Origin of the sequence: Cupriavidus agavae (assembly GCF_004217045.1) — a bacterium.
Taxonomy (GTDB): domain Bacteria; phylum Pseudomonadota; class Gammaproteobacteria; order Burkholderiales; family Burkholderiaceae; genus Cupriavidus; species Cupriavidus agavae.
In genome coordinates, this window is the sequence record NZ_SGXM01000001.1 from 158,151 (window position 1) to 180,827 (window position 22,677).

Below are 22,677 nucleotides of genomic sequence, written 5' to 3' on the forward strand. Positions count from 1 at the left end.
GTGGTCCTGGGTTTCAGCGGGCGCCCTGGCGGTCGCGCACGGTGAGCAGCATGGCGTCGCCATAGCTGAAGAAGCGGTAGCGGGCAGCCACGGCGTGGCGGTAGGCGGCGCGGATCGCTTCCACGCCGGCCAGCGCCGACACCAGCATCAGCAGCGTGGACTTGGGCAGGTGGAAGTTGGTGATGAGCGCGTCCACCACGCGGAAACGGTAGCCGGGCGTGATGAAGATATCGGTGTCGCGGCTGCCCGTGGCCAGCGTGCCGTCCTCGGCGCCGGCCGATTCGAGCGCCCGCAGCGACGTGGTGCCCACGGCGATCACGCGGCCGCCGCGCGCGCGGGTCTCCTGCACGGCCGCGGCGAGGCCGGGGGTGATCTCGAACCATTCCGAATGCATCTTGTGCTCGGCCAGGTTCTCGGTGCGCACCGGCTGGAACGTGCCCGCGCCCACGTGCAGCGTCAGGAACGCGCGGCGCACGCCGGCCGCATCGAGCCTGGCGAACAGCGCATCGTCGAAGTGCAGGCCGGCGGTCGGTGCGGCCACGGCGCCCGGGTTACGCGCGTAGACGGTCTGGTAGCGCGTCTCGTCGTAGGCGTCGGGGTCGTGCGTGATGTAGGGCGGCAGCGGCAGGCGGCCGTAGCGCTCGATCAGGTCGAGCGCCGGCTCCGGAAAGCGCAGCGTGAAGAACTGGTCGACGCGCGGCCCCACGGTCACCGAGAAGGCGCCGTCGGCCAGCACCAGCGCGCTGCCTTCGGCCGGGGTCTTCGAGGCGCGCACCTGGGCCAGCACGGTATGGCTGTCGAGCACGCGCTCGACCAGCGCCTCCACGCGGCCGCCGCTCGGCTTCTGGCCGAAAAAGCGCGCCTTGATCACGCGCGTGTCGTTGAACACCAGCAGGTCGTCGGGGCGCAGGTAGGCCAGGATGTCGCTGAACGCCCGGTCCACCAGCCGCACCGCGTCGGCGGTGTCGTCGGGGGCGGTCCGCTCCACCACCAGCAGGCGGCTGGCGCTGCGGTCGGGCAGGGCGGACTGCGCGATCAGCTCGGGCGGCAGTGGGAAATCGAAGTCGGACAGGGTCAGCATGGGTTCTACGGCAAAGCGGCCAGGCAAAACGGTACGCGGGCGGCACTCGTTGCGGAGTGCTGCCGCAGGCATCGGCATGGCATGGGTACAATCGGCGAATCCGACATTGTAAGGCTTGGGCGGCCAGCGTCGCCCCCGCCCCGGCTGTATTTCCCATATTCCAGCGCTGATGCCAGGCACCGCCACCGATCCGATCGACGAACCCGCCAGCCCGGCCCGCGCCAGCGGCAAGCCGGCGCCGGCCGCGAAGACCGCCAAGCCGTCCACGGCCGCCGCGCGGCTGGCCAGGCTCGGGCTGCGCCGGCCGGTGGACCTTGTGCTGCACCTGCCGCTGCGCTACGAGGACGAAACCACGCTCGAACCCATCGGCGAGGCAATCCGCCGCGCCGGCCTGGGGCTGGCCGCGCAGGTGGAGGGCGACGTGATCTCGAACGAGGTCACGTTCCGTCCGCGCCGGCAGCTCGTGGTGAAGATTGCCGACGAGACCGGCGAACTGACGCTGCGGTTCCTCAATTTCTATGGCAGCCAGACCAGGCAGATGGCCGAAGGCACGCGGCTGCGCGTGCGTGGCGAGATCCGCGGTGGCTTCTTCGGCGCCGAAATGGTCCACCCGACCGTGCGCCCCGTGGTGGCCGACGAGGCGCTGCCGGACCGCCTGACGCCGGTCTATCCGGCTACGGCCGGGATCTCGCAGGCCTATCTGCGCCGCGCGATTGGCGGGGCGCTGTCGCGCACGCCGATGCCCGAGACGCTGCCGCAGCCCGTGCTGCGCGGGCCGCTCGCGCAACTGAAGCTGCCACCGCTGATCGACTCCCTGCGGCTGCTGCACAACCCGCCGCCGCAGGAGAGCGAGGCCGCGCTGGCTGACCGCTCGCATCCGGCCTGGGTCCGGATCAAGTTCGACGAACTGCTTGCCCAGCAGATTTCGCTGCGCCGCTCGCAGGCGGCCCGGCGCGAGAAGAACGCGCCCTCGATGCCACGCCGCGACGACGGCCTGCTGACCCGCTTCCTGGCCGCGCTGCCGTTCCGGCTGACGGGCGCGCAGCAGCGCGTGGTCGAGGAAATCGCCGCCGACATGACACGCCCGCACCCGATGCACCGGCTGCTGCAGGGCGATGTGGGCAGCGGCAAGACCATCGTCGCCGCACTGGCCGCATGCCAGGCGATCGACGCCGGCTACCAGGCCGCGCTGATGGCGCCCACCGAAATCCTGGCCGAACAGCACTACCGCAAGCTCTCGGCGTGGCTGGAGCCGCTTGGCGTGCCGGTGGCCTGGCTGGCCGGCAGCCTCAAGACCAAGGCCAAGCGCGAGGCCGTGGCGCGTGCCGAATCGGGCGAGGCGAAGCTCGTGATCGGCACCCACGCGCTGATCCAGGATGGCGTGCGCTTTGCCAACCTGGGGCTGGCGGTGGTCGATGAACAGCACCGCTTCGGCGTGGCGCAGCGGCTTGCGCTGCGCGGCAAGGCCGGGGAGGGCGAGCCGTCCGCCGCGCCGGACAAGGTGCCGCACCAGCTGATGATGTCGGCCACGCCCATCCCGCGCACGCTGGCCATGACCTACTACGCGGACCTCGATGTGTCCGTGATCGACGAACTGCCGCCGGGCCGCACGCCCATCGTCACCCGGCTCGTCAACGATGCCCGTCGTGATGAAGTCATCGAGCGCGTGCACCATGCCGCTGCCGAGGGCCGGCAGGTCTACTGGGTCTGCCCGCTGATCGAGGAAAGCGAGGCGCTGCAGCTCCAGACCGCCGTGGAGACCTGCGAGACGCTGGTGGCGGCGCTGCCGGACCTGCGCGTCGGGCTGGTCCACGGGCGGCTGCCACCGGCCGAGAAGGCGGCCGTGATGGACGATTTCAGCGCCAACCGCCTGCAGGTGCTGGTGGCCACGACCGTGATCGAGGTGGGCGTGGACGTGCCGAACGCCTCGCTGATGGTCATCGAGCATGCCGAGCGCTTCGGGCTGGCGCAACTGCACCAGCTGCGCGGCCGCGTGGGGCGGGGCAGTGCCGAATCGGTCTGCCTGCTGATGTACCAGGCGCCGCTGTCGCCCACGGCGCGCGAGCGGCTGGCCACGATGCGCGAAACGACCGATGGCTTCGAGATTGCCCGGCGCGACCTGCAGATCCGTGGTCCCGGCGAGTTCCTGGGGGCGCGGCAGTCGGGCGAGGCTATGCTGCGGTTCGCCGATCTCGAAACCGACGCCTGGCTGGTGGAATATGCCCAGGAAGCGGCGGAACTGATGTTGGCGCGCTTTCCAGAGGCGGTTGAGTCACATTTGACGCGATGGCTGGGCGGGCGCGAACATTTCCTGAAAGCGTGATCCGCGGCTGACAGTAAGACAAATCTGATTCGTCAGTGTAGTGATGCATGCCTGACATTAGTTCGGCGATCTGACAGACGGCGCAATCGAAGCTAAAATCTATTGCTTAATCGGAATTGATTGATCATGACGCTCACCGAACTCAAGTACATCGTCGCCGTTGCGCGCGAGCGCCATTTTGGCCGGGCGGCCGAGGCATGCTTTGTTTCGCAGCCCACGCTGTCGGTGGCCATCAAGAAGCTGGAAGACGAGCTGACCGTGCAGATCTTCGAGCGCGGCACGTCGGAAGTGTCGGTGACGGCGATCGGCGAGCAGATCGTGGCGCAGGCCCAGCGCGTGCTGGAGCAGACCATGGCGATCCGCGAAATCGCCAAGCAGGGCAAGGACCCGCTGGCCGGCCCGTTGCGCGTGGGCGTGATCTACACGATCGGGCCGTACCTGCTGCCGGCGCTGGTCAAGCAGATGATCGACACCGTGCCGCAGATGCCGCTGATGCTGCAGGAGAACTACACGAACAAGCTGATCGAACTGCTCAAGCAGGGCGAGATCGACTGCGCGATCATGGCCGAGCCGTTTCCGGACTCCGGCCTGACCGTGCGCCCGCTCTACGACGAGCCGTTCGTCGTGGCCGTGCCGCGCGGACACCAGCTGGCCGAGCAGGCCAAGGTGGACCCGGACGAACTGAAGCAGCAGACCATGCTGTTGCTCGGCAGCGGACACTGCTTCCGCGACCATGTGCTGGGCGTATGCCCGGAGCTGTCGCGCTTCTCGCAGGCGGCCGATGGCATCCAGAAGACCTTCGAAGGTTCGTCGCTGGAGACCATCCGCCATATGGTGGCCAGCGGTGTCGGAATCACGGTGCTGCCGCGCACCTCGGTGCCGGACCTGAAGCCCCGCAACGACATGCTGGCCTACGTGCCGTTCGCCGACCCCGTGCCGGACCGCCGTGTGGTGCTGGCCTGGCGCAAGAGCTTCACCCGCCTGCCGGCCATGGAAGCGCTGGCGCGCGCCGTGGCGGCCTGCGACCTGCCGGGCGTGCGGCGGATTTCCGATTCGCCGGCGGTCGAGGCCGTGGCGGCCTGATCCGGGCATCCTTCCCGCGTCATTCGCAAGTTTTCCGGCGGCAGGGTTCTCCTGCCGTTTTTCATTCGATTTCTGGAGAAGTTACGAGGTATAGCTGTCGCCTATTCGATAGTTTGAAATTATCAAATGGTCACATTCATAGCCTGTGACTAGACTGTCTTCCATCGGGTCCTGCAGCTTGCCGGGCGGCGGGCCGGACCCCGGCAACAACAGTGGAGGACATCATGGCAATGGTCGAATACTTCTTTTCCGAGTTCCGCCAACTGCGGACCCAGGCAGCCGAACACGGCGATGCGCAGGCGCGCGACGCCGCCCGGCTGCGCCGCAAGGTGGTACGCAAGGAAGTGGGCATGGCCATCGTTGCACTCGGGGCAACGGTGATGTTCCTGGACGCGGCACGGGGTCTGTCCTTCCTCGCGACATGATCCTGATGCGATAATGACCGCTGTCTCGTTCGCATTTTTAAGCGAACGCCGATCCTCGTGGCTTGACCAGAATGGAGCTGAATCACCATGGCAAAGAAGAATGAGATGAGTGTGAACATCGGTATTTCGGACAAGGACCGCAAGAAGATCGCGGAGGGCCTCAGCAAGCTGCTGGCCGACACCTACACCCTCTATCTCAAGACCCACAACTTCCACTGGAACGTGACGGGTCCGATGTTCAACACGCTGCATACGATGTTCGAGACGCAGTACACGGAGCTGGCGCTGGCCGTGGACTCGATCGCCGAGCGGATCCGCGCGCTGGGCTACCCGGCACCGGGCACCTATCGTGAATTCGCCAAGCTGTCGTCGATCGCCGAGGAAGAGGGCGTGCCCGAAGCCACGGACATGATCCGCAAGCTCGTGGAAGGCCAGGAAGCCGTGGTGCGCACCGCCCGTTCGCTGTTCCCGGCCATCGACGCCGCGGGCGACGAGCCGTCAGCCGACCTGCTGACCCAGCGCATGCAGACGCACGAGAAGACCGCGTGGATGCTGCGCTCGCTGCTGGCCTGAGCGTCATCGGCCCAGTGACCGGTTGAACCGGTACGACGCGCCACGGCAATTGCGCCGTGGCGCGTTTTTGCTTTCCAGGTATTGCCCCGAGGTTCCGAGAAGTCCGCCATGCCACAACCCTCCGCCGCCCCCCATTCCCCGAGCCGCCTTGCGCTGTACGCGCGGCTGGTGCGCATCGACAAGCCGATCGGCACGCTGCTGCTGCTGTGGCCCACGCTGTGGGCGCTGTGGATGGCCGCTGGCGGGCCGCCGTCCTGGCAACTGTTCTGGATCTTCTTCTTCGGTACCTTCCTGATGCGCTCGGCCGGCTGCGCCATGAACGACTGGGCCGACCGCGACTTCGACCGGCATGTGAAACGCACGAAGGAACGGCCGCTGACGGCCGGGCTGATTGCCAGTTGGGAAGCGCTGGCCGTGGCAGCCGTGCTGGCGCTGGTGTCGTTCGCGTTGATCCTGCCGCTGAACGGGCTGACCAAGGGGCTGGCCGTGGTGGCGGCGGTGCTGGCCGGCACGTATCCGTTCTTCAAGCGATTTTTCGCCATTCCGCAGGCGTATCTGGGAATCGCCTTCGGCTTTGGCATCCCGATGGCGTTCGCGGCCACCCAGGGCCAGGTGCCGTTCGTGGCCTGGCTGATGCTGGCCGCCAACGTGTTCTGGGCCGTGGCCTACGACACCGCCTACGCGATGGTGGACCGCGACGACGACCTGCTGCTCGGCATGAAAACCTCGGCGATCACGTTTGGCCGCTTCGACGTGGCGGCGATCATGGTCTGCTACGCGGCGTTCCTGGGGCTGATGGCCTGGGCCGGCGCGCTGCTGGAACTGGGCTGGCCGTACTACGCCGGGCTGGCGGCGGCGGCCGTGCTGGCCGGCTACCACTACACGCTGATCCGCGAGCGCGACCGCATGAAGTGCTTCGCCGCGTTCCGGCATAACAACTGGCTGGGGGCGTGTGTGTTTGCGGGGACGTTTGGGGCGTATTGGATCAAGTAGCTCTTCGCGCCTGGTTTTCGCCCGTCTCCCTCGGGGGGAGAGGGCAGTAAGACTTCAATCCTTCCCGAACTCCGCCCCCATCTCCCTGCCGCGCTCAGCGGCAGAGTGCATGGCCTTCACGAACGAATCCTTCATTCCCGCTGCATCCATCGCGGTCAACGCCGCGTAGGTGGTGCCGCCTTTCGACGTCACGCGCTCGCGCAGCAGCGACACGGGCTCGGGCGACCCGGCGGCCAGCGCGGCGGCGCCCCGGAACGTTTCCACGGCCAGCTTGCGGCCTTGCTCCGCCGACAGCCCCATTTCTGCCGCCGCGCGCTCCATCGCTTCCACGAAATAGAACACGTAGGCCGGGCCGCTGCCCGAGATGGCCGTGACGGCGTCGATCTGGTTGTCGTCGTCCACCCAGACGCACTGGCCCACGGCTTCGGCCACGGCGGTGGCCACGGCGCGATCGGCCTCGGACAGGCCCGGCGCGGCGGCCAGGCCGGTCATGCCCATGCCGGCCAGCGCCGGGGTATTCGGCATGGCACGCACCAGACGGGTACGGCCCAGCCAGCGCGCCATGTCCGCCAGGCGGATGCCGGCGGCCACGCTGATGATCAGGTTGTCGCCCAGCAGCGGTTTCAGCGCAGCGATGGCGTCGCGGAACTGCTGCGGCTTGACGGCCAGCACGATCACGTCGCTGGCGCCGAACGCGGCGTCGGGAGCCGCCAGCGCGTGGACGCCCGGTGCCTGCGCCAGGCGCTGGCGGGCAGCCTCGGAGGGATCGACCACACGGATCGAACCGGCAGGCACGCCGCGGGCCACCAGGCCACCGATCAGTGCCGCGGCCATGTTGCCGCCGCCAAGGAAGCCAAAGGTGAGGGAATCAAGCATCGAAGTTCCTGGTCTGCCAGGGCGCCGCCACGGCGTGCGGCGTCTGGCGTTGATGGGTTGCGGGCGGGGCGTTTCAGCCCCGGGCGCCGAAGATTGCCGTACCGATGCGCACCAGCGTGGCGCCTTCGGCAATGGCGGCGTCCATGTCGGCGGACATGCCCATCGAGAGCGTGTCCACGTTTAGCCCGGATTGGCGCAGTTGATCAAGCAACGACCGCAGCGCCGCGAACGGCCGGCGCTGGGCGTCGGGATCGTCGGCCGGGGCCGGAATGGCCATCAGCCCGCGCAGCCGCAGATTTGGCAGAACTGCGATGGCCTGCGCCAGCGCGGGCACCTCGGCCGGCGCCACGCCGCTCTTGCTCGCTTCGTCGCTGATATTGACCTGGATGCAGACCTGCAGCGGCGCCAGCCCGGCCGGGCGCTGCGCGGAGAGCCGCTCGGCAATCTTCAGCCGGTCGATGGCGTGCACCCAGTCGAACTGCTCGGCTACCACGCGCGTCTTGTTGCTCTGCAGCGGGCCGATGAAATGCCAGCCGATATCGCCGCGCAGGTCGGCCAGCGCCGCGATCTTCTCCACGCCTTCCTGGACATAGTTTTCGCCGAAAGCACGCTGCCCGGCGGCGTATGCCTCCCGGATCGTGGCCGGCGGAACGGTCTTGGAAACGGCCAGCAGGGCCACGTCGGAAGCGGTCCTTCCCGCCTGTTGTGCAGCCGCCGCGATGTCACTTTCCACGGCTTGCAAGTTGGCGGCGATTACAGACATAATCCGGCGAACATATATATCAGAAGTAAAACAATAAGCGGGTTTTCAGGGTGGGGTCATTATAGATGGACATCGCACAGCTTCTGGCCTTCGCGGTCAAGAACAAGGCTTCCGATCTTCACCTCTCGGCTGACATGCCGCCGATGGTGCGTATTCACGGGGACATGCGCCGCATCAACGTCGCCGCCATGGGGCACAAGGACGTGCACGCCATGGTGTACGACATCATGAGCGACGTGCAGCGCAAGACGTACGAGGAACGCCTGGAAATCGACTTTTCGTTCGAGATCTCGGGCCTGTCCCGTTTCCGGGTCAATACCTACACCACGCAGCGCGGCGCCGCCGCCGTGTTCCGGACGATTCCGTCGAAGGTGCTGACGCTGGACGACCTGCGCGCGCCCGCCGTGTTCGCGGACCTCTGCATGAAGCCGCGCGGGCTGGTGCTCGTGACCGGGCCGACCGGCTCGGGCAAGTCCACCACGCTGGCGGCCATGGTGGACCACCGCAACGACAACGACATGGGCCACATCCTCACGGTGGAGGACCCGATCGAGTTCGTGCACGAATCGAAGAAGAGCCTGATCAACCAGCGCGAACTGGGACCGCACACGCACTCGTTCGCCAACGCGCTGCGCTCGGCGCTGCGCGAGGACCCGGACGTGATCCTGGTGGGCGAACTGCGCGACCTGGAGACGATCCGGCTGGCGCTGACCGCCGCCGAAACCGGCCACCTGGTCTTTGCCACGCTGCACACCAGTTCCGCCGCCAAGACCATCGACCGGGTGGTGGACGTGTTCCCGCCCGAGGAGAAGGACATGGTGCGGACCATGCTGTCGGAATCGCTGGAAGCGGTGATCTCGCAGACGCTGCTCAAGACGCGCGACGGCAACGGCCGCACGGCGGCCCACGAGATCATGATCGCCACGCCGGCCATCCGCCACCTGATCCGCGAGAACAAGATCGCGCAGATGTACTCGATGATGCAGACGTCGAGCGGCATGGGCATGCAGACGCTGGACCAGTGCCTGAGCGACCTGATCAAGCGCGGCACGATCAACTACAACGACGCCCGGGCCATCGCCAAGAATCCCGACGCGTTCATGGGTTGAGGAGGACGCCATGCTCGACCGTGAATCTGCATCAAAGTACATCAACGACCTGCTCGAACTGATGGTCAACAACCGGGGCTCGGACCTGTTCATCACGTCCGAGTTTCCGCCGGCCATCAAGGTGGACGGCAAGATCACGCCGGTCTCGCAGCAGCCGCTGAACCCCACGCAGGCGCTGGGCCTGGTGCGCTCGATCATGAACGAGCGCCAGGTCAGTGAGTTCGACGACACGCGCGAGTGCAACTTCGCCATTACCGCGCCCAACGCCGGGCGCTTCCGGGTGTCGGCGTTCATCCAGCAGGGCCGGGCCGGCATGGTGGTGCGGACGATCAACACGCGCATCCCGTCGGTCGAGGACCTGGACCTGCCGAAATCGCTGCACGAGATCGTGATGTCCAAGCGCGGGCTGGTGATCGTGACCGGCGCCACGGGCTCGGGCAAGTCCACGTCGCTGGCGGCGATGCTCGACCACCGCAACGCGCACTCGTACGGCCACATCATCACGATCGAGGACCCGATCGAGTACGTGCACGCGCACCAGAACTGCGTGGTCACGCAGCGCGAGGTGGGCATCGACACCGATTCCTGGCACGTGGCGCTCAAGAACACGCTGCGCCAGGCGCCCGACGTGATCCTGATCGGCGAAATCCGTGACCGCGAGACGATGGAGTACGCGATGCAGTACGCCGAGACGGGCCACCTGTGCCTGGCCACGCTGCACGCGAACAACGCCAATCAGGCCATCGACCGGATCGTGAACTTCTTCCCCGAGGAAAAGCGCCAGCAGCTTCTGATCGATCTGTCGCTGAACCTCAAGGCGATGATCTCGCAGCGGCTGCTGCCACGCGCCGGCCGCAAGGGCCGCGTGCCGGCCGTGGAGATCATGATCGGCACGCCGCTGGTGGCCGACCTGATCTTCAAGGGCGAGATCCACGAGCTCAAGGAAGTCATCAAGAAATCGCGCGAGCAGGGCATGATCTCGTTCGACCAGGCGCTGTTCGAACTATACGAGGAAGAGAAGATCACGTACGAGGACGCGCTCAAGAACGCCGATTCGCTGAACGACCTGCGGCTGATGATCAAGCTGCACAGCGCGCGCCACCGGGATTCGGACCTCGGCGCCGGCACCGAGCACCTGGGCGTCATCTGAGGGTTGTCTGATTGCCCGGCGACGGCGGGACAGGCGGAGTATGCTTGCCGCCTGTCCCGCTTTTCATTTCCAAGGAGCCCCCGATGCCCAACGTCTACGATTTCGAGGCCAGCTCGCTGGCCGGCAAGCCGGTTTCGCTCGAAGCATTCCGCGGCAAGGTACTGCTGATCGTCAATACGGCCAGCGAGTGCGGCTTCACGCCGCAGTACGCCGGGCTGCAGACGCTGCAGGACAGCTACCAGACGCGCGGCTTCGACGTGCTGGGCTTCCCGTGCAACCAGTTCGGCAAGCAGGAGCCGGGCGACGCCGAGCAGATCGGCGCCTTCTGCGAGTCGCGCTTCCAAGTCACCTTTCCGATGTTCGGCAAGATCGACGTGAACGGCGCCGACGCCCATCCGCTCTACAAGTGGCTCACGGCCGAGAAGCCGGGGCTGCTCGGCACGCAGGCGATCAAGTGGAATTTCACCAAGTTCCTGCTGCGCCGCGATGGCACGATCTTCAAGCGCTACGCGCCGACCACCAAGCCCGACGAGATCCGGGCCGACATCGAGGCGCTGCTGGCCGACCCCGGCGCCGCCTGAGCGGCACCGGTCAGCGCGGCATGAAGGTGGCCAGCACTGGCACCAGGATGGCGGTGAGCACGCCATTGAGACCCATGCCGAGCGCGGCAAACGCGCCGGCTTCCTGGCTGACCTGGAAGGCGCGGGCCGTGCCGATGCCATGCGCGGCCACGCCCGTGGCGAAGCCGCGCACCGTGTAGTCCCGCACGCGCAGCAGGTTCAGCAGCCCCGTGGCACTGATCGCGCCGATGATGCCGGTGCCCATCACCAGCACGGCGGTCAGCGACGGCAGGCCGCCGATCTTCTCCGAGACGCCCATGGCGATCGGGATCGTGACCGACTTCGGCGCCAGCGAGCGCACCACCTCGGGCGAGGCGCCCAGCGCGTAGGCCACGCCCACCGCCGACACCACGGCCGCCGCCGAGCCCGCCACCAGCCCGATCAGCAGCGGCAGCACGTTGCTGCGCAGCTTCGGCAACTGGGTGTAGAGCGGCACGGCCAGCGCCACCGTGGCCGGGCCGAGCAGGAAGTGGACGAACTGCGCGCCGTCGAAGTAGGTCTTGTACGGGGTACCGGTCACGGTCAGCACCGTGACCAGCAGGGCAACCGAGATCATGACCGGATTGGCCAGCGGCGAGAACCGCGCGCGCTCGTAGATGCGGAACGCGAAGACGTAGGCGATCAGCGTGGCGGTCAGCCCGATCAGCGGGCTCGCCGCCAGGTAGACCCAGATTTCATTGAGACGCGGCGACATCATGGCTGCACCTCGCCCTCGGACGGAGCGGCCGGCTTGCGCATCAGCGCGCGCGTGACCAGCGCGGTGACGGCGATGGCCACCCAGGTGGAGACAACCAGCGCGACGATGATCGGCATCCATTCGCTGCCGATACGGTTGGCATGGACCATGATGCCGACGCCGGCGGGCACGAATAGCAGGGACAGGTGCTTGAGGAGTTCGTTGGCCGGGCCCTGGACCACCGGCAGCAGCCGGTTGTCGAATACCAGCCAGCCGAACAGCAGGAGCATGCCGATCACGGGACCGGGAACGGGCAGGCGCAGCGCGTAGCTGATCACCTCGCCCACGGTCTGGAAGACCAGCAGAATGGCAAACGTCTGAAGCATGGGGGCAACTTGGGGGTTCCGGAACTGCCGCCATGGTACTCCGGTATGCGGTCGGTTTGCTCCCCTCTCCCGCTTGGCGGGAGAGGGGCCGGGGGTGAGGGTCGGCTTGTGGTGAACGGAGAGATCAAGCCGGTCAGGCCGCCACTGCCACCGGCGTCATCATCCGGTCCACCAGTTCCACCCAATGCATCACCGGCGTGTCCGTGCCGCTCTGCAGGTGCGTGATGCACCCGATGTTCGCGGAAACGATCGAATCCGGCGATGTGGCCTGCAGCTTGGCCAGCTTGTCGTCGCGCAGCTTGTACGACAGTTCGGGCTGCAGCACGGAATAGGTGCCGGCCGAGCCGCAGCACAGGTGGCTGTCGGCGCAGAGCCGCACGTCCACGCCGAGCCGGGTCAGCAGCGCCTCCACCTTGCCGCGGATCTGCTGGCCGTGCTGGAGCGTGCAGGGCGGATGCCAGGCCACGCGGCGGCCGTCGCGCGGCACGGCGCCCGCGAGCTTGTGCAGGTCATCGCCAAACTCGGGCAGCAGTTCGGACAGGTCGCGCGTCAGGGCCGAGACGCGGGCGGCGCGCTCGGCGTAGCGGGGGTCGTCGCGCAGCAGGTGGCCGTAGTCCTTGACCATCGCGCCGCAGCCCGAGGCCGTCATGACGATGGCCTCGGCGCCGGCCTCGATATGGGGCCACCAGGCGTCGATGTTGGCGCGCATGTTGTCGAGCCCGCCCGGATGGTCGCCCGTGTGGAAGCGGATCGCGCCGCAGCAGCCGGCCTCGGGGGCGACGATCAGTTCCACGCCGAGACGGTCGAACACGCGCGCCGTGGCGGCATTGATGTTGGGCGACATCGCCGGTTGCACGCAGCCATCGAGCAGCAGCATCTTGCGTGCGTGGCTGGTGCGCGGCCAGGTGCCCGGCGCGGTGGGATTGGCCGGCACCTTGTTGCGCAGCGCCTGCGGCAGCATGGGCCGCACCACCTGCCCGAGCTTGAGCGCCGGGCCGAAGAGCGCCGGCCGCGTCAGGCCCTCGCGCAGCACCCAGCGCGCCACGCGCTGGCCCAGCGGGCGCCGGATGCCCTCGGCTTCGAGCCGTTCATCAACGATCTGCCGGCCGATATCGACGAGCCGGCCGTACGTCACGCCCGACGGGCAGGTGGACTCGCAGTTGCGGCAGGTCAGGCAGCGGTCCAGGTGCAGCCGCGTGCTTTCGGTCACCGGGTTGCCTTCGAGCACCTGCTTCATCAGGTAGATGCGGCCACGCGGGCCGTCCAGCTCGTCGCCCAGCAACTGGTACGTGGGGCAGGTGGCGGTGCAGAAGCCGCAGTGCACGCACTTGCCGACGATGGACTTCGCCTCTTCGCCCTCGGGGGTGTTGCGCAGGAATTCGGCCAGGGTGGTTTGCATGGTGGGGATCGTTATGGGGGCCCGGAATTCAGAGCCCGTTGTACATGCGTTGCGGATTGAAGATGCCGGCCGGGTCGAACGTGGCCTTCAGGCGGCGGTGGATCGCCGCCAGCGGCGCGGCCAGCGGCGTGAACACGCCCGCCGACTTGTCGCCGTTGCGGAACAGCGTGGCATGGCCGCCGGCCGCCTGGGCCACGGCGCGCACGTGGTCGGCCGCCGCGCCGCTGTCGTCCGGCGCCAGCCACCAGCGCTGGCCGCCGCCCCATTCCACCAGTTGCGCGCCGGGCAGGTCGAGCGGGGGGACGACGGTAGGCACGGCAATGCGCCACAGCGCGGCATTGGCGTCATGGGCCGGCGCGAAGAACGGGTGGGTTTGCTCGCGCAGCGCGTTCCACAGCAACTGTGCGTGGCTGTTGTCCACCACCTCGCCGCCCAGGCTGTCGCGCGCCGCGCAGACCGCCGCCGTGGCGCCGCTCAACCGCACATGCAGCACGCCGTCGTGCCAGGCCGACGCGGCAATCGGCAGCGGCTTGCCGCCCCACTTGTTGAGCTGGTCGATCGCCTCGGCCTGCGGCAGCGTAAAGCGCAGCGTGGCATCGTCGAACGGCACCGGCAGCACCTTCAGCGACACCTCGGTAATCAGCCCGAGCGTGCCGAGCGACCCCGCCAGCAGCCGCGACACATCGTAGCCGGCCACGTTCTTCATGACCTGCCCGCCGAAGTTCAGGATCTCGCCCTGGCCGTCCATCAGTTGCGCGCCGAGCACGAAATCGCGCAGTGCACCCACCGCCTGGCGGCGCGGGCCGGACAGCCCGGCTGCCACGGCGCCGCCCAGCGTGGCCGCGCTGGCCTGGCCGCGCGCGGCGAAGTGGGGCGGCTCGAAAGCCAGCATCTGGCGCCGCTCGGCCAGCGCGTCCTCGATCTCGCCCAGCGGCGTGCCGCAGCGCGCGGTGATCACGAGTTCGGCCGGGTCGTAGTCGACGATGCCGCGATAGGCGCGCGTGTCGAGCACGGTGCCGGCGGGCACCTGGCCATAGAAATCCTTGCTGCCGCCGCCGCGCAGGCACAGCGGCGTGCGGCTGTCGGCGGCGTGGCGGATCGCATCGCGGAAGGTCCCGAGGGCGGCGTCGAGGGTGGCTGGCATGAGGACGGTGTCGTTATGGGAATGGTTTCGGGGTCAGCGCGGCGGGCGCGGCGGCTTTGGTGGTGCCGGCGGCGGCGCATTGTCGAGCGCGCCTTCGAGCTTCGAGTCCGAGCGGTAGTCGGGCAGCACGGTGCCGCAGTGCTTGCAGAACCGGGCGTCCGGCTCGTGCCCTTCGGTCAGGCAGTGTTCGCAACTGCGCGTGGTCAGCGGCCGCTTGATGATGCTGGCGGCCAGCTCGGCGCCCACGATGCCGGTGGGGAACGCGATGATCCCGTAGCCGAGCAGGATGGTCAGGGATGTGATGAACTGTCCCACCGGGGTGCGGGGCACGATGTCGCCGAAGCCGGTGGTGGTCAGCGTGACGATGGCCCAGTACATGCTCAGCGGAATGCTCGTGAAGCCATGCTGTGGGCCTTCCACCACGTACATCACGGTGCCCAGGATCACGGTGATGATGAACACTGTGCCCAGGAACACGAAGATCTTGCGCCGGCTGTTGGACAGCGCGCGCGCCAGGATCTCGGCTTCCTCGAAATAGACGGTCAGCTTCAGGATCCGGAAGACCCGCATCAGCCGCAGCAGCCGCACGTCGATCAGGAAGGCCAGCTCGGGCACGAAGAACGACGCCCAGGTGGGCATGATCGAGATGAAATCGATGATGCCGTAGAAGCTGAACGCGTAGCGCAGCGGCCGCCGCACCACGGCCAGCCGCATGACGTACTCGGCCGTGAACAGCAGCGTGAACATCCATTCGAGCCCCGTGAACAGCGTGCCCAGGCGCTCGTGCGCCGACGGGATGCTGTCGAGCATCACCACGCCCACGCTAGCCACGATGGCCACCAGCAGGATCACGTCGAACAGCCGGCCCTGCCGGGTGTCGGCCTCGAAGATGATCGTGTACCAGCGCTGGCGCCAGCCGGATTCGGGCTGGCCCAGGCGCTGGCGGGTCAGGGCGTTGGTGTTGTGGCGGTTTGGCATATCGGACGTGTCTGGTAACGGAGAAGGCGGCCTGCCGCCTTCCGCACCGGGCCCGGCGGTCAGAACCGGGGCAGGTCCGGATGCGGCAGCAGGCCGCGCCTGACGTGCATCTTGCCGTATTCGGCGCAGCGGGCCAGCGTGGGAATGGCCTTGTCCGGATTCAGCAGCCGCGCGGGGTCGAACGCGGCCTTCACGCCGAAGAACGCGTCGCGCTCGGCCGCCGAGAACTGCACGCACATCGAATTGAGCTTCTCGACGCCCACGCCGTGCTCGCCGGTCACGGTGCCACCCAGTTCCACGCAGGTCTCCAGGATATCGGCGCCGAACAGCTCGGCGCGATGCCACTGGTCGACATCGCCGCCATCGAACAGGATCAGGGGGTGCATGTTGCCATCGCCGGCGTGGAATACGTTGATGCACCGCAAGCTGTACTTCCGCTCCATGTCCTCGATGCGCTTGAGCAGCGTGCCGATGTGCTTGCGCGGGATCGTGCCGTCCATGCAGTAGTAATCCGGCGAAATCCGGCCGGCGGCGGGGAAGGCGTTCTTGCGCCCGCTCCAGAAGCGCAGGCGCTCGGCCTCGCTCTGCGACACCGTGATGCGCGTCGCGCCCGAGGCGCGCAGCACCTCGCTCATGCGGCCGATCTCCTCGGCCACTTCCTCGGGGGTGCCGTCCGATTCGCACAGCAGGATCGCGGCGGCGTCCAGGTCGTACCCCGCCTTGACGAACTCCTCCACGGCCGCCGTGGCGGGCCGGTCCATCATCTCCAGCCCGGCCGGGATGATGCCGGCGGCGATCACGTCGGCCACGGCATTGCCGCCTTTCTCCACGTCGTCGAAGCTGGCCATGATGACCTGCGCGAGCTGTGGCTTGGGCACCAGCCTGACGGTGACCTCGGTGACCACGGCCAGCATGCCTTCGGAGCCGATCACCGTGGCCAGCAGGTCGAGTCCCGGCGAGTCCGGCGCCTCGGAACCGAACACCACCACGTCGCCCTCCATCGTCACGGCCCGCACGCGCAGCACGTTGTGCACGGTCAGCCCGTACTTCAGGCAGTGCACGCCGCCCGAGTTCTCGGCCACGTTGCCGCCGATCGAGCAGGCGATCTGCGACGACGGATCGGGGGCGTAGTAGAGGCCGTGGGCGGCGGAGGCTTCGGAAATGGCCAGGTTGCGCACGCCGGGCTGGACCACGGCCGTGCGCGAATAGGGATCGACCGACAGGATGCGCTTGAAGCGCGCCAGCGACAGCACCAGGCCGCCCGCGATCGGCATCGCGCCGCCGGACAGGCTCGTGCCCGAGCCGCGCGGCACCACCGGCACACCCAGTTCGTGGCACAGGCGCAGCACGGCGCAGACCTGCTCCTCGGTATCGGGCAGCACCACGGCATCGGGCACCTGGCGATAGGCGGCCAGGCCGTCGCACTCGTAGGGCACGGTGTCCTCGGCCTTCCAGAGCACAGCGGTGTCCGGCAGGATCTGGCCGAGCCGGGCCAGCAGCGCGGCGCGGCGGGCGTCGGCGCTGTCACCAGCCACGTTGTGGGCGTCTTGCGGTGCGTTCATGGCAACTCCTGTGACGGCCCGGGCGCCGCGCAGGACCTGCGCGCAGCGGCCGGGGAGGGGGACGGCCGACTATAGCGCAGGCCACCGGCCATGCGCGCGCCGCTGCGCATGAATTCGGCACGGCGGGCCGATCAAGATTGTTCATGCCCCGCGGGCAGCCGCGCACCCCCGGTGCCTCTTCCAGCCTAGCGGCTGGGCCGCTACCAGTCCAGCCCGACCAGCCAGTCGATGAAATAGCGCGCTTCGGGCATCAGCGGCGCCTGCTCGCGCTCGACGATGTAGTAGCCATGCGGCGAAACCGACTCCACATCCAGCATCTTCACGATCTGGCCCGACGCCAGCCACTGCCGCGCCATGCGCTGGCGCACCAGCCCCACGCCCTGGTTCGAGACGATGGCTTCCAGCATCAGCCCGATGTCGTTGAACTGGGCGCCGGTCTGCGGCTCGGGCCAGTCCAGCCCGGCGGTCTCGAACCACGGCCGCCACGGCTCCAGCGGGCTGCGCAGCAGGGTCAGGTTGTGCAGGTCCTGCGGCTTCGTGATGGCGAAACCGTTGACGCGCTCGTAGTACTCGCGCCCGCAGGCCGGGAAGACCTGCTCCACCAGCAGCCTCGTGGTCTTAAGGTCCGGGTAGCGGCCGGTGCCGTAGCGGATCTCCACGTCGGTGTCCTCGGCCTTGACGTCGAGGAAGGGCACCGCCAGGTGCAGCTCCAGGTCGATATGCGGGTACAGCGCGCCGAACTCGGGCAGCCGGGGCACCAGGTGCTGGCGGCCGAACGTGGGCGGGATGGCCACGCGCAGCCGGGCGCGCTGGTTGTTGTACTCGGGCCGCGCCAGTTCGTTGAGCGATTTGAGGGCATCCTCGACATTGCGGTGGTAGCGCATGCCGGCTGCGGTCAGCCGCAGCGCGGCGTTCGAGCGCACGAAGAGATCCTCGCCCCAGAGCTCCTCCAGGTTCTTGATCCGGTGCGAGACCGCGCTGGGCGTGACCGACAGCTCCTCGGCCGCGCGCGCAAAGCTGCCCAGCCGGGCGGCTGCCTCGAACGCAATCAGCAGGTGCAGCGGCGGAACCCGCTGGAAGACCGATGCCATGGCCGGAATCCCCTCAGCGCGCCGCGCTGAAGATTTTGCCCGGGTTCAGGATGTGGTTCGGATCGAGCGCATCCTTGATGGCGCGCATCAGGTCCAGCGCATCCTCGCCATGCTCCTGCACGAGAAAGCCCATCTTGTGCAGCCCCACGCCATGCTCGCCGGTGCAGGTGCCGCCCATGGCCAGCGCGCGCTGCACGATGCGGCGGTTGATGTCCTCGGCCTCGGCCATTTCCCCGGGCTTGTCCGGATCGACCAGGATCGCCACGTGGAAGTTGCCGTCGCCCACGTGGCCGACGATCGGGCACGGCAGCGCCGAGGCGTTCAGGTCGTGCTCGGTCTCGGTCACGCAGTCGGCCAGGCGCGAGATCGGCACGCAGACATCGGTCGTCACCGACTTGCAGCCCGGCTTCAGCTGCAGCATGGCGAAGTAGGCGGTGTGGCGGGCGTTCCAGAGCCGCGAGCGGTCTTCGGGGCGGGTGGCCCACTCGAAGCCCTTGCCGCCGTGCTCGGCCGCGATTTCCTGGACGGTTTCGGCCTGTTCGCGCACGCCGGCCTCGGTGCCATGGAATTCGAAGAACAGGTGCGGGGTTTCGGGCAGCGTCAGGTTGTCGTGGCGGTTGATGGCGCGGATGGCCAGCGCGTCGACAAACTCCACGCGCGCCACGGGCACGCCCAGCTGGATGGTCTGGATGGTGGCGCGCACGGCGTCACCCATGCTCGGGAACGCGCAGACCGCCGCCGAAATGGCTTCGGGCTGCGGATACAGCCTGACGGTGACCTCGGTGATGATGCCCAGCGTGCCTTCGCTGCCGATGAACAGGCGCGTCAGGTCATAGCCGGCCGACGATTTGCGCGCGTGGGTGCCGGTGCGGATGATGCGGCCGTCGGCGGTCACCACGGTCAGCGCCAGCACGTTCTCGCGCATGGTGCCGTAGCGCACGGCGTTGGTGCCCGAGGCACGCGTGGCGCACATGCCGCCCAGCGAGGCATCGGCGCCCGGATCGATCGGGAAGAACAGCCCGGTGTCCTTGATTTCCTGGTTCAGCTGCTTGCGCGTGACGCCGGGCTGCACGGTCACGGTCAGGTCCTCGGGCTGCACGGCCAGCACGCGGTTCATCTGCGAGAGGTCGACGCTGACGCCGCCGGCCACCGCCAGCAGGTGCCCTTCGAGCGACGAACCGGCGCCGTAGGCGATCAGCGGCACGGCATGGGCGTTGCAGAGCTTCGCCAGTTCGGCCACTTCCTCGGTGGAATGGGCGAAGACCACGGCGTCGGGCAGGGCGGGCGGAAACGGGGATTCGTCGCGCCCATGGTGCTCGCGCACGCCGTTGGAGGTGGAGTAGCGCTCGCCGAAGCGTTGGCTCAGGGCTTGGGACAGCTCGGACGGAAACGGACGGCGCGCCAGCGCGGCGGCGGGGGTGGGATGGTTCATGCGGGTCTCCGGCGGGGCCGTTCGGCTCTGTATGCAAAGGAATGCCGCTATTCTACGACTCCCCCTTGCCGTTGGCGTCACCCGGCAGGCCGGCTTTTTGCGGCCGGCGGCCGATCAGCGGCCATTCGGGGCCGAAGCACGCCATAATTGCGCCAATTTCAAGACAACGACACCAAGGAGACCGGCATGGGCAACCGCCTGTCGAAGATAGCCACGCGCACCGGCGACGCCGGCACCACGGGCCTGGGCGATGGCAGCCGCGTGGGCAAGAACAGCCTGCGCATTGCCGCCATCGGCGACGTGGACGAGCTGAACTGCCATATCGGCCTGCTGCTGACAGAAACTGACCTGCCGCCGGACGTGCGCGGCGCGCTGCTCCATATCCAGCACGACCTGTTCGACCTGGGCGGCGAACTGTCGATCCCCGGCTACACGCTGCTCCAGGCGCCCCAGGTGGCGCAGCTCGACGACTGGCTCGAACACTACAATGCCGCGCTGCCCCGGCTGGCCGAGTTCATCCTGCCCGGCGGCAGCCGCGCGGCCGCCCAGGCTCACGTCTGCCGCACCGTCTGCCGCCGCGCCGAGCGCGCGCTGGTGGACCTGGGCGCCGCCGAGCCGCTCAACGAGGCCCCGCGCCAGTATCTGAACCGCCTTTCGGACCTGATGTTCGTGCTGGCCCGCGTGCTGAACCGCGCCGGCGGCGGCACCGACGTCCTGTGGCAGCGCGAGCGCAAGGATAAGTAACGTATAAGCTACTTTTTGAGCTGTGGCAAGGCCGGGGCACGGCCGGGACCCCAAGCCGAGAAAATTACTCGGATTTGCGGATTACACCCTTGAAATGGCCCCGACCGGCCACATTTCGCACTCAGGTTGAATTGCTGCCCCTGCTGAGAGACAGGGCTCAATAGGAGAGAACACTATGGGTAAGATCATCGGTATCGACCTCGGTACCACAAACAGCTGCGTGGCCATTCTGGAAGGCAACACCCCGAAGGTCATCGAGAACGCCGAAGGCACGCGCACCACCCCGTCGATCATCGCCTACATGGAAGATGGCGAGATCCTGGTCGGCGCGCCCGCCAAGCGGCAGGCCGTGACCAATCCGCGCAACACGCTCTATGCCGTGAAGCGCCTGATCGGCCGCAAGTTCGAAGAGAAGGAAGTCCAGAAGGACATCGGCCTGATGCCGTACGCCATCGTCAAGGCCGACAACGGCGACGCATGGGTAGGCGCGCGTGACCAGAAGCTGGCCCCGCCGCAGGTGTCCGCCGAAGTGCTGCGCAAGATGAAGAAGACCGCCGAGGACTACCTGGGCGAGCCGGTGACCGAGGCCGTGATCACGGTGCCGGCGTACTTCAACGACTCGCAGCGCCAGGCAACCAAGGACGCCGGCCGCATCGCCGGCCTGGAAGTCAAGCGGATCATCAACGAGCCGACGGCCGCCGCGCTGGCGTTCGGCCTGGACAAGAACGAGAAGGGCGACCGCAAGATCGCCGTGTATGACCTCGGCGGCGGTACGTTCGACATCTCGATCATCGAGATCGCGGACGTGGACGGCGAGAAGCAGTTCGAAGTGCTGTCGACCAACGGCGATACGTTCCTGGGCGGCGAAGATTTCGACCAGCGCATCATCGACTACATCATCGGCGAGTTCAAGAAGGAACAGGGCGTCGACCTGTCGAAGGACGTGCTGGCCCTGCAGCGCCTGAAGGAAGCCGCTGAAAAGGCCAAGATCGAACTGTCGAGCGCCCAGCAGACCGAGATCAACCTGCCGTACATCACGGCCGACGCCTCGGGTCCGAAGCACTTGAACCTGAAGATGACGCGCGCCAAGCTCGAATCGCTGGTGGAAGAGCTGATCACGCGCACGATCGAACCGTGCCGCACCGCGATCAAGGACGCCGGCGTCAAGGTCAGCGACATCGACGACGTGATCCTGGTGGGCGGCATGACCCGCATGCCCAAGGTTCAGGAGCAGGTGCGCGACTTCTTCGGCAAGGAAGCCCGCAAGGACGTGAACCCCGATGAAGCCGTGGCCGTGGGTGCCGCGATCCAGGGCTCGGTGCTGTCGGGCGACCGTACCGACGTGCTGCTGCTGGACGTGACGCCGCTGTCGCTGGGCATCGAGACGCTCGGCGGCGTGATGACGAAGATGATCAGCAAGAACACGACCATCCCGACCAAGCACGCCCAGGTGTTCTCGACCGCCGACGACAACCAGCCGGCCGTGACGATCAAGGTGTTCCAGGGCGAGCGCGAGATGGCCAGCGGTAACAAGCTGCTGGGCGAGTTCAACCTGGAAGGCATTCCGCCGTCGCCGCGCGGCACGCCGCAGATCGAGGTCTCGTTCGACATCGACGCCAACGGCATCCTGCACGTGGGCGCCAAGGACAAGGCCACCGGCAAGGAAAACCGCATCACGATCAAGGCGAACTCGGGGCTGTCGGAAGACGAGATCCAGCGCATGGTCAAGGACGCCGAGGCCAACGCCGAGGAAGACAAGAAGGCCCGCGAGCTGGCTGACGCCCGCAACCAGGCCGATGCGCTGATCCACTCGACCCGCAAGGCGCTGACCGAGCATGGCGACAAGCTCGAAGCCGGCGAGAAGGAAAAGATCGAGGCTGCGGTCAAGGAACTGGAAGACGCCGCACGCGGTGGCGACAAGACCGAGATCGATGCCAAGGTTGCCGCGCTGTCGGAAGTCAGCCAGAAGCTGGGCGAGAAGATCTACGCCGACATGCAGGCCCAGGCTGGCGAAGCCGGTGCCGCGGGCGCGGCCGGTGCAGCCGGCGGCCAGCAGCAGGCCCAGCCGCAGGACGACAACGTCGTGGATGCCGAGTTCAAGGAAGTCAACGACAAGAAGTAAGCGGGACGGGGGCGGCGGCGCGGGTGATGCCGGCGCCGCCGCCCGTTCCCGACGCCGGGCGACGGTGGTCTGACTTGCGGTGAAAACCACGGTCGGACACCGCGCTCGGCTTTTTTGCTTATCGCGCGGCGGGTGTTTTCAGGGCCC

At 67.7% G+C, this 22,677-nt stretch carries 21 protein-coding genes; 10 read left to right on the forward strand and 11 right to left on the reverse strand.

Translation table 11 applies throughout. The features are described from left to right. Positions 1–13 precede the first annotated feature (13 nt). On the reverse strand, positions 14–1,081 hold the full coding sequence (gene queA, locus EV147_RS00745) for a tRNA preQ1(34) S-adenosylmethionine ribosyltransferase-isomerase QueA (RefSeq protein WP_130389230.1): 1,068 nt from the start codon (positions 1,079–1,081) through the stop codon (positions 14–16). Between the two features lie 169 nt (positions 1,082–1,250). Between queA and recG the strand changes: the two genes are divergently transcribed. From recG to ubiA, 5 genes are all read left to right on the forward strand, one after another. After that, positions 1,251–3,404, forward strand: a complete 2,154-nt coding sequence (recG, locus tag EV147_RS00750) for an ATP-dependent DNA helicase RecG (RefSeq protein WP_130389231.1) — start codon at positions 1,251–1,253, stop codon at positions 3,402–3,404. Positions 3,405–3,530: 126 nt separating this feature from the next. Further along, a complete protein-coding gene (locus tag EV147_RS00755; protein WP_130389232.1) occupies positions 3,531–4,487 on the forward strand; it encodes a LysR substrate-binding domain-containing protein in 957 nt (318 codons plus the stop codon). 224 nt (positions 4,488–4,711) lie between these two features. After that, entirely contained in the window at positions 4,712–4,912 is a 201-nt protein-coding gene (locus tag EV147_RS00760) for a hypothetical protein (RefSeq protein WP_130389233.1), read from the forward strand. Positions 4,913–4,999: 87 nt separating this feature from the next. Further along, the gene (locus EV147_RS00765) at positions 5,000–5,485 is read left to right on the forward strand and encodes a Dps family protein (RefSeq protein WP_130389234.1); all 486 of its coding nucleotides are present in this window, start codon (positions 5,000–5,002) and stop codon (positions 5,483–5,485) included. Between the two features lie 108 nt (positions 5,486–5,593). Then, the gene (gene ubiA / locus EV147_RS00770) at positions 5,594–6,478 is read left to right on the forward strand and encodes a 4-hydroxybenzoate octaprenyltransferase (RefSeq protein ID WP_130389235.1); all 885 of its coding nucleotides are present in this window, start codon (positions 5,594–5,596) and stop codon (positions 6,476–6,478) included. A 54-nt stretch (positions 6,479–6,532) separates the two neighbouring features. Here the strand turns inward: ubiA and proC are convergent, their stop codons facing one another. Beyond that, a complete protein-coding gene (gene proC / locus EV147_RS00775) occupies positions 6,533–7,354 on the reverse strand; it encodes a pyrroline-5-carboxylate reductase (protein ID WP_130389236.1) in 822 nt (273 codons plus the stop codon). Between the two features lie 73 nt (positions 7,355–7,427). Next, positions 7,428–8,117, reverse strand: coding sequence for a YggS family pyridoxal phosphate-dependent enzyme (locus EV147_RS00780; protein ID WP_130389237.1), 690 nt, complete (start codon positions 8,115–8,117; stop codon positions 7,428–7,430). Positions 8,118–8,182: 65 nt separating this feature from the next. Here EV147_RS00780 and EV147_RS00785 point away from each other — a divergent pair, with 65 nt between their 5' ends. From EV147_RS00785 to EV147_RS00795, 3 genes are all read left to right on the forward strand, one after another. After that, entirely contained in the window at positions 8,183–9,226 is a 1,044-nt protein-coding gene (locus tag EV147_RS00785; protein WP_130389238.1) for a type IV pilus twitching motility protein PilT, read from the forward strand. A 10-nt stretch (positions 9,227–9,236) separates the two neighbouring features. Continuing rightward, positions 9,237–10,376: a PilT/PilU family type 4a pilus ATPase gene (locus EV147_RS00790; RefSeq protein WP_130389239.1), complete on the forward strand. Its 1,140-nt coding sequence runs from the start codon at positions 9,237–9,239 to the stop codon at positions 10,374–10,376. Between the two features lie 83 nt (positions 10,377–10,459). After that, positions 10,460–10,957, forward strand: coding sequence for a glutathione peroxidase (locus tag EV147_RS00795; RefSeq protein ID WP_130389240.1), 498 nt, complete (start codon positions 10,460–10,462; stop codon positions 10,955–10,957). 10 nt (positions 10,958–10,967) lie between these two features. On the opposite strand, the gene EV147_RS00800 is transcribed toward EV147_RS00795, so the two are convergent. The 8 genes from EV147_RS00800 to EV147_RS00835 all read right to left on the reverse strand — a co-directional run bounded on the left by EV147_RS00800 (position 10,968) and on the right by EV147_RS00835 (position 19,664). Then, complete coding sequence (locus EV147_RS00800) at positions 10,968–11,693, reverse strand: LrgB family protein (protein ID WP_130389241.1); 726 nt, start codon at positions 11,691–11,693, stop codon at positions 10,968–10,970. Beyond that, entirely contained in the window at positions 11,690–12,058 is a 369-nt protein-coding gene (locus EV147_RS00805; RefSeq protein ID WP_130389242.1) for a CidA/LrgA family protein, read from the reverse strand. Before EV147_RS00805 ends, EV147_RS00800 begins: the two co-directional genes overlap by 4 nt. Before the next feature lie 133 nt (positions 12,059–12,191). Next, positions 12,192–13,457: a glycolate oxidase subunit GlcF gene (gene glcF, locus EV147_RS00810; protein ID WP_130389243.1), complete on the reverse strand. Its 1,266-nt coding sequence runs from the start codon at positions 13,455–13,457 to the stop codon at positions 12,192–12,194. Between the two features lie 28 nt (positions 13,458–13,485). Continuing rightward, on the reverse strand, positions 13,486–14,601 hold the full coding sequence (glcE, locus tag EV147_RS00815; RefSeq protein WP_130389244.1) for a glycolate oxidase subunit GlcE: 1,116 nt from the start codon (positions 14,599–14,601) through the stop codon (positions 13,486–13,488). A 33-nt stretch (positions 14,602–14,634) separates the two neighbouring features. Then, positions 14,635–15,579, reverse strand: a complete 945-nt coding sequence (locus tag EV147_RS00820; RefSeq protein ID WP_130389245.1) for an ion transporter — start codon at positions 15,577–15,579, stop codon at positions 14,635–14,637. Between the two features lie 59 nt (positions 15,580–15,638). Next, on the reverse strand, positions 15,639–17,141 hold the full coding sequence (locus tag EV147_RS00825) for an FAD-linked oxidase C-terminal domain-containing protein (RefSeq protein WP_130389246.1): 1,503 nt from the start codon (positions 17,139–17,141) through the stop codon (positions 15,639–15,641). Between the two features lie 200 nt (positions 17,142–17,341). Next, positions 17,342–18,232: a LysR substrate-binding domain-containing protein gene (locus EV147_RS00830; protein ID WP_130389247.1), complete on the reverse strand. Its 891-nt coding sequence runs from the start codon at positions 18,230–18,232 to the stop codon at positions 17,342–17,344. A gap of 13 nt (positions 18,233–18,245) precedes the next feature. Then, positions 18,246–19,664: an FAD-binding oxidoreductase gene (locus tag EV147_RS00835; RefSeq protein WP_130389248.1), complete on the reverse strand. Its 1,419-nt coding sequence runs from the start codon at positions 19,662–19,664 to the stop codon at positions 18,246–18,248. Between the two features lie 186 nt (positions 19,665–19,850). Between EV147_RS00835 and EV147_RS00840 the strand changes: the two genes are divergently transcribed. Further along, on the forward strand, positions 19,851–20,408 hold the full coding sequence (locus tag EV147_RS00840; RefSeq protein ID WP_130391142.1) for a cob(I)yrinic acid a,c-diamide adenosyltransferase: 558 nt from the start codon (positions 19,851–19,853) through the stop codon (positions 20,406–20,408). Positions 20,409–20,583: 175 nt separating this feature from the next. Continuing rightward, positions 20,584–22,530: a molecular chaperone DnaK gene (dnaK, locus tag EV147_RS00845; protein ID WP_130389249.1), complete on the forward strand. Its 1,947-nt coding sequence runs from the start codon at positions 20,584–20,586 to the stop codon at positions 22,528–22,530. Positions 22,531–22,677 lie beyond the last annotated feature (147 nt).

Coding starts and splice junctions, on each gene's coding strand:
- ubiA (WP_130389235.1), top strand. CDS start 5,594: ATGCCACAACCCTCCGCCGCCCCCCATTCCCCGAGCCGCCTTGCGCTG.
- proC (WP_130389236.1), bottom strand. CDS start 7,354: ATGCTTGATTCCCTCACCTTTGGCTTCCTTGGCGGCGGCAACATGGCC.
- EV147_RS00780 (WP_130389237.1), bottom strand. CDS start 8,117: ATGTCTGTAATCGCCGCCAACTTGCAAGCCGTGGAAAGTGACATCGCG.
- glcF (WP_130389243.1), bottom strand. CDS start 13,457: ATGCAAACCACCCTGGCCGAATTCCTGCGCAACACCCCCGAGGGCGAA.
- EV147_RS00795 (WP_130389240.1), top strand. CDS start 10,460: ATGCCCAACGTCTACGATTTCGAGGCCAGCTCGCTGGCCGGCAAGCCG.
- glcE (WP_130389244.1), bottom strand. CDS start 14,601: ATGCCAGCCACCCTCGACGCCGCCCTCGGGACCTTCCGCGATGCGATC.
- EV147_RS00790 (WP_130389239.1), top strand. CDS start 9,237: ATGCTCGACCGTGAATCTGCATCAAAGTACATCAACGACCTGCTCGAA.
- EV147_RS00760 (WP_130389233.1), top strand. CDS start 4,712: ATGGCAATGGTCGAATACTTCTTTTCCGAGTTCCGCCAACTGCGGACC.
- queA (WP_130389230.1), bottom strand. CDS start 1,081: ATGCTGACCCTGTCCGACTTCGATTTCCCACTGCCGCCCGAGCTGATC.
- EV147_RS00765 (WP_130389234.1), top strand. CDS start 5,000: ATGGCAAAGAAGAATGAGATGAGTGTGAACATCGGTATTTCGGACAAG.
- EV147_RS00805 (WP_130389242.1), bottom strand. CDS start 12,058: ATGCTTCAGACGTTTGCCATTCTGCTGGTCTTCCAGACCGTGGGCGAG.
- recG (WP_130389231.1), top strand. CDS start 1,251: ATGCCAGGCACCGCCACCGATCCGATCGACGAACCCGCCAGCCCGGCC.
- EV147_RS00825 (WP_130389246.1), bottom strand. CDS start 17,141: ATGAACGCACCGCAAGACGCCCACAACGTGGCTGGTGACAGCGCCGAC.
- EV147_RS00800 (WP_130389241.1), bottom strand. CDS start 11,693: ATGATGTCGCCGCGTCTCAATGAAATCTGGGTCTACCTGGCGGCGAGC.
- EV147_RS00755 (WP_130389232.1), top strand. CDS start 3,531: ATGACGCTCACCGAACTCAAGTACATCGTCGCCGTTGCGCGCGAGCGC.
- EV147_RS00830 (WP_130389247.1), bottom strand. CDS start 18,232: ATGGCATCGGTCTTCCAGCGGGTTCCGCCGCTGCACCTGCTGATTGCG.
- EV147_RS00785 (WP_130389238.1), top strand. CDS start 8,183: ATGGACATCGCACAGCTTCTGGCCTTCGCGGTCAAGAACAAGGCTTCC.
- EV147_RS00835 (WP_130389248.1), bottom strand. CDS start 19,664: ATGAACCATCCCACCCCCGCCGCCGCGCTGGCGCGCCGTCCGTTTCCG.
- dnaK (WP_130389249.1), top strand. CDS start 20,584: ATGGGTAAGATCATCGGTATCGACCTCGGTACCACAAACAGCTGCGTG.
- EV147_RS00820 (WP_130389245.1), bottom strand. CDS start 15,579: ATGCCAAACCGCCACAACACCAACGCCCTGACCCGCCAGCGCCTGGGC.
- EV147_RS00840 (WP_130391142.1), top strand. CDS start 19,851: ATGGGCAACCGCCTGTCGAAGATAGCCACGCGCACCGGCGACGCCGGC.